General features: G+C 34.1%; 5 protein-coding genes. All 5 read right to left on the bottom strand.

The window, feature by feature from the left end:
• Nucleotides 1-1,085 precede the first annotated feature (1,085 nt).
• Nucleotides 1,086-1,490, bottom strand: a complete 405-nt coding sequence (locus DHMRE_RS04030; protein WP_192965476.1) for a type II toxin-antitoxin system PemK/MazF family toxin — start codon at nucleotides 1,488-1,490, stop codon at nucleotides 1,086-1,088.
• Nucleotides 1,483-1,722 (bottom strand): hypothetical protein, encoded by a 240-nt coding sequence (locus DHMRE_RS04025; protein ID WP_192965474.1) that lies wholly within the window; start codon nucleotides 1,720-1,722, stop codon nucleotides 1,483-1,485. Before DHMRE_RS04025 ends, DHMRE_RS04030 begins: the two co-directional genes overlap by 8 nt.
• Nucleotides 1,723-1,760: 38 nt before the next feature.
• Nucleotides 1,761-2,234: a hypothetical protein gene (locus DHMRE_RS04020; protein WP_322632728.1), complete on the bottom strand. Its 474-nt coding sequence runs from the start codon at nucleotides 2,232-2,234 to the stop codon at nucleotides 1,761-1,763.
• 536 nt (nucleotides 2,235-2,770) lie between these two features.
• Nucleotides 2,771-3,313, bottom strand: a complete 543-nt coding sequence (locus DHMRE_RS04015) for a hypothetical protein (protein WP_192965468.1) — start codon at nucleotides 3,311-3,313, stop codon at nucleotides 2,771-2,773.
• A 6-nt stretch (nucleotides 3,314-3,319) separates the two neighbouring features.
• On the bottom strand, nucleotides 3,320-3,631 hold the full coding sequence (locus DHMRE_RS04010) for a hypothetical protein (protein WP_322632727.1): 312 nt from the start codon (nucleotides 3,629-3,631) through the stop codon (nucleotides 3,320-3,322).
• Nucleotides 3,632-3,779: the final 148 nt, after the last annotated feature.

Genomic DNA, 3,779 nt, shown 5'->3' with positions numbered 1-3,779 from the left:
TCTAATCAGTGGCAATTAGTAAGAAATCCAATTAGAATATTCTTTCCCTGTTTTACTTCCGGTAAAGTCGCTTTGTCAGTGCGAAAGTGTGAAGATATTTTTTACTTGCTTATGAGCCTAGGATAATAAGAATCCAAATAATTAAACTTCATTTCTCTATCATTTGTCATCAATTTATATTTTATATAATTTTCTCACTCAAAGATGATATTTTTAGTAAAAAATCAACATTCCAGGATTATTTTTTATGGAAAAGCCCACTTTCTAAGGTTCTTAAAATTGTTTGATAATTTAAAAAGTCGCTCATGGATATTCAACAATTCAATTATAGAAAAACCCCATTATTCAGTAAATTATTCTCTGAATTTTTTATTACAGAGTAATAGTGAGTAAAATTTCAAGGATATCCAGGAAGTAAAAAGGGGATTTCTAGGATACTTTATTCTCCTTTTAAGCATCCAATCTTTTTTCTCTGAATTCTTTGTCAATCTCTAAATGGAAATCTATCTTAACTCAATTTCATAATTCTTTAACTTCTCCCACACCCCCTCTAATTATCAATCCCCTTCCTTGCTCCTTTCAGTCGCAATTCCCTCCCCTTATTCTTATATATATCCTATTTCGCGCGAGAGAGAAAGGAGTATTTTGGTTTGTTTTCTTTTATTTTACTTACGAAGTAAGTAAGAGCAAAAATAGAACCTAAAAAACGACATAATTAACCCCTCGCCTCCTTTCGAAACCACCAAAATTATAATATAGATGATAATCCCCCAGGTGGTTCTCATTTATAGAGGTCATGAGTTAGGGCTTTGCCGTATCACTCGCCTTTTACTTTACTTACTTCAATTACGAGGTAAGATTGACAAGTAAAGACAGTGTGGTAATGCTTCCAGTGTTTTCATTGGAACTTTTGCCCTGGCTTATTCTCCTTGTCTAGCAATTTAGATAAGTTGAGAACCTAAATCATGTATTCCCTAGTCTGGGTTTATGGGGTTCATAAAACGCTCAGACTAGCGGGAGTAATGAAGAACTTCCCAAAAGAAAAGACAATAATTTTTGAATTATCATTTTCTCTTTTCGGAAGACTAATCTTCCAAGTCTAATACTAATTTTAACTTCTCTTTGACTTCTTTCGTAATCTCTTTGCTGACTACTCCAATTCTTTCATCTCCTAAACGGGTATCTTTTTCAATATTTCGCAAACGATTAAATAAAATTTTGCTGTCGTCATCTAAGCCGTTTTCTTTATTTTTCTTAATGAGTAATTCATGAGGGCGAATTATTTCTAATCCTCGGCTACTTAATGGAACTACAATTATTTCTTCATCATATTCATTTTGAGCGTCATTGCTAACTACCACGGAGGGACGGATTTTTTTAATATAACTTTCTATTTCTAAATCCCTTTCTTTACCCTTCTTAGGCTTGTAGTTGTAATCTACTAATCATATTTCGCCCCGCTTGGGGATTTGTTTAATTGTTTTACTCATTTTCTATTCCGTCCTCAATGGTTCCTTCTCAAATTTTATCTTCTTCTCGCACTATTTTACTTTTCGCAGCTGATTTATAACCGGCAATTAACTCTTCTCTTTTTTTCTTTTTCACATACTCCTTTAAAAAATCACTGAATAGTTGGCTAATTTGTCCCGGAGGAACTAACCGCTTTGTTTCATAGTAGACATTAGTATCTATTGACAGGTTTAGGTAATGCTTGTTCGCCATATTTATAGTTTTACGGTTTTACGCGTCGCAAGGGTGCCTTAAACATACCCCCTCCCCAAATATTTCCTCCAAGTTTTCTTTTTGCTACTGCTTAATCTCTCATAATACTTCCTTCCGACACACCCTAAACATAATATCTTATAAACACTCTTAATCCCCCAAAATTGCGGGTTGTTTCTGTTCTTAACTACTCCGTGCTTTCCTGCTCCTCTTAATTCTTTGCCGCAGCCATAGCATTTCGCCTGATAATATTCCTGATTTACTTCAACCTTTCCTGTTGGTTTTCTCTTTTCTCTAACTAATTCGCATTTTAGAATATTTACACAAACTTTATAACACAATTCTCAACAAAGAAAATATTCTCGTTCGTGCTTATTACAAAATCACTTCCCAAAAGGCTTTCGCCCTAGATTAAGGATATTAAGTCGTCGGCAGTAGAAGCATAGTTGTAAGTCCAATATCTTAATATCTTTAATTCTCTGATACTCCTTCCAGGTTAGTTTAGTTGTCATGTTAGTTTGTCTTTCCCCCGTTTAAAAAAAAGAACCAAAAAAAAATATTTTCCGGTCAGGTTCTTTTAGGGTTTCTTTCCTAGGGTTTTTTAAGGTGCTGTTTTATGTCTTTTTTATTGATACCTTTATTTATTTTATTTAATTAAAATTATCTTTTACCTACAAAATATTATATATAGGTTATTTTAAGCAATTTTTTAAAGAAAATACCCCTATTGTCTCCTTTTAAAAAAAAGCCAAGGCGGGAGCCTTGATTTAGAGGGGTAAAAAAAAAAGGGGGGGGGGGGTTTGGAGGAATTTGAGTGTTTTGGATTTGGCTTTTTTTGTTTTTACGGAGTAAAGGGAGGAATTTTTTTTTGGTTCTTTTTTTTGTAATTTTATTATGTTTGCTTTTCCTATATCTTTTTCAGACATGATAAAATTAGAGAGGGGAGCATAACGCCCCCCTTTCATTTGTAAAAGGAAGAAAGTAAATATGATAAGCCTTAATGTTTATTGCTTAATTGCTTAACAGGTGTCGAGATTTTTATGATGCACTACTTTTTTGGAGGAGCCTGCTGATATTCAACAAAGTTGACTTGACCTCCCTCAGTAAGTCGGCGACTACTGATATTTTTATCAAATTTTACGGTCAACTTTTCCTCAAACTCATTTTTTTCAGTTTGCCACTTAGAAGAACGGATAACTACTTCTTCCTGATTTGTCAAATTTTCTGAAACTTCTTCCCCGCTTTCCTCATAATTTTCTTTCACCGTAGGAACAACCGCACCATCCTCACGCTCGTTTAAAACTTCACTATCCCAACTTTCTCTAATTTCAATACCGTTTTGTCTATCCTTAACTACTTTTCTTTCCCACAACACCTTTCCTTTTTCTGAACTTCTAGCAGGTCTTTCAACTAAAGAAAAACCCATAGCAGAAACCTCTTTGTCTTGGCCTAAATCAATGCCTAGACTTAGACTACTAACAACTTCGGAAGGAAAAATGCCCTGACTTCCTTGTTGAGAACCCTCAGCAGAAACAATATCTCTCTCAGTTTCAAAAGAAACTTTTTTCTTGTTTTTGTTTTCTTTTACCATAATATTCTAACGTCTTCTTCCTACAACAGATTGAGTAACGGTAAAACCTTTTTCAGTTTTAACCTCTATCTTATACTCATACTCATTTCTCCCGCCACTTCGGTCTATCATTGTATCGAGACTACTTTGTATTGTCCTTACTTGCGAATCACTCAAAACAGGAACATTATAAGTAGAAGGTCTAGTTAATTCTCCGGTATTAAAAAATCTATTACATTTACTACAACGCTCACGGCAAGTATTACCACAGCGTTCTCCACATGCATCAAATCAACTATCCTGCCAACTATTACAATTTACGCAAAACTCTCTCGGCATATCTATTTACTTCTCCCCTTGCTGTTTCTTAACCCACAGCAAGGTTTTATTTTCATATTATTTATCATATTATTTTTACTTTTTCCTTTTGTATATTTCTGCTATCATTGAGCCAGATAACTCAGCACCAATTGCTTTTACCAAATAT

This window comes from endosymbiont DhMRE of Dentiscutata heterogama, from assembly GCF_002888635.2.
Taxonomy (GTDB): domain Bacteria; phylum Bacillota_I; class Bacilli_A; order Mycoplasmatales; family CGIF01; genus CGIF01.
Note: the sequence above shows the minus strand (reverse complement) of the source record. Positions and strands in the feature narration are given on the sequence as shown.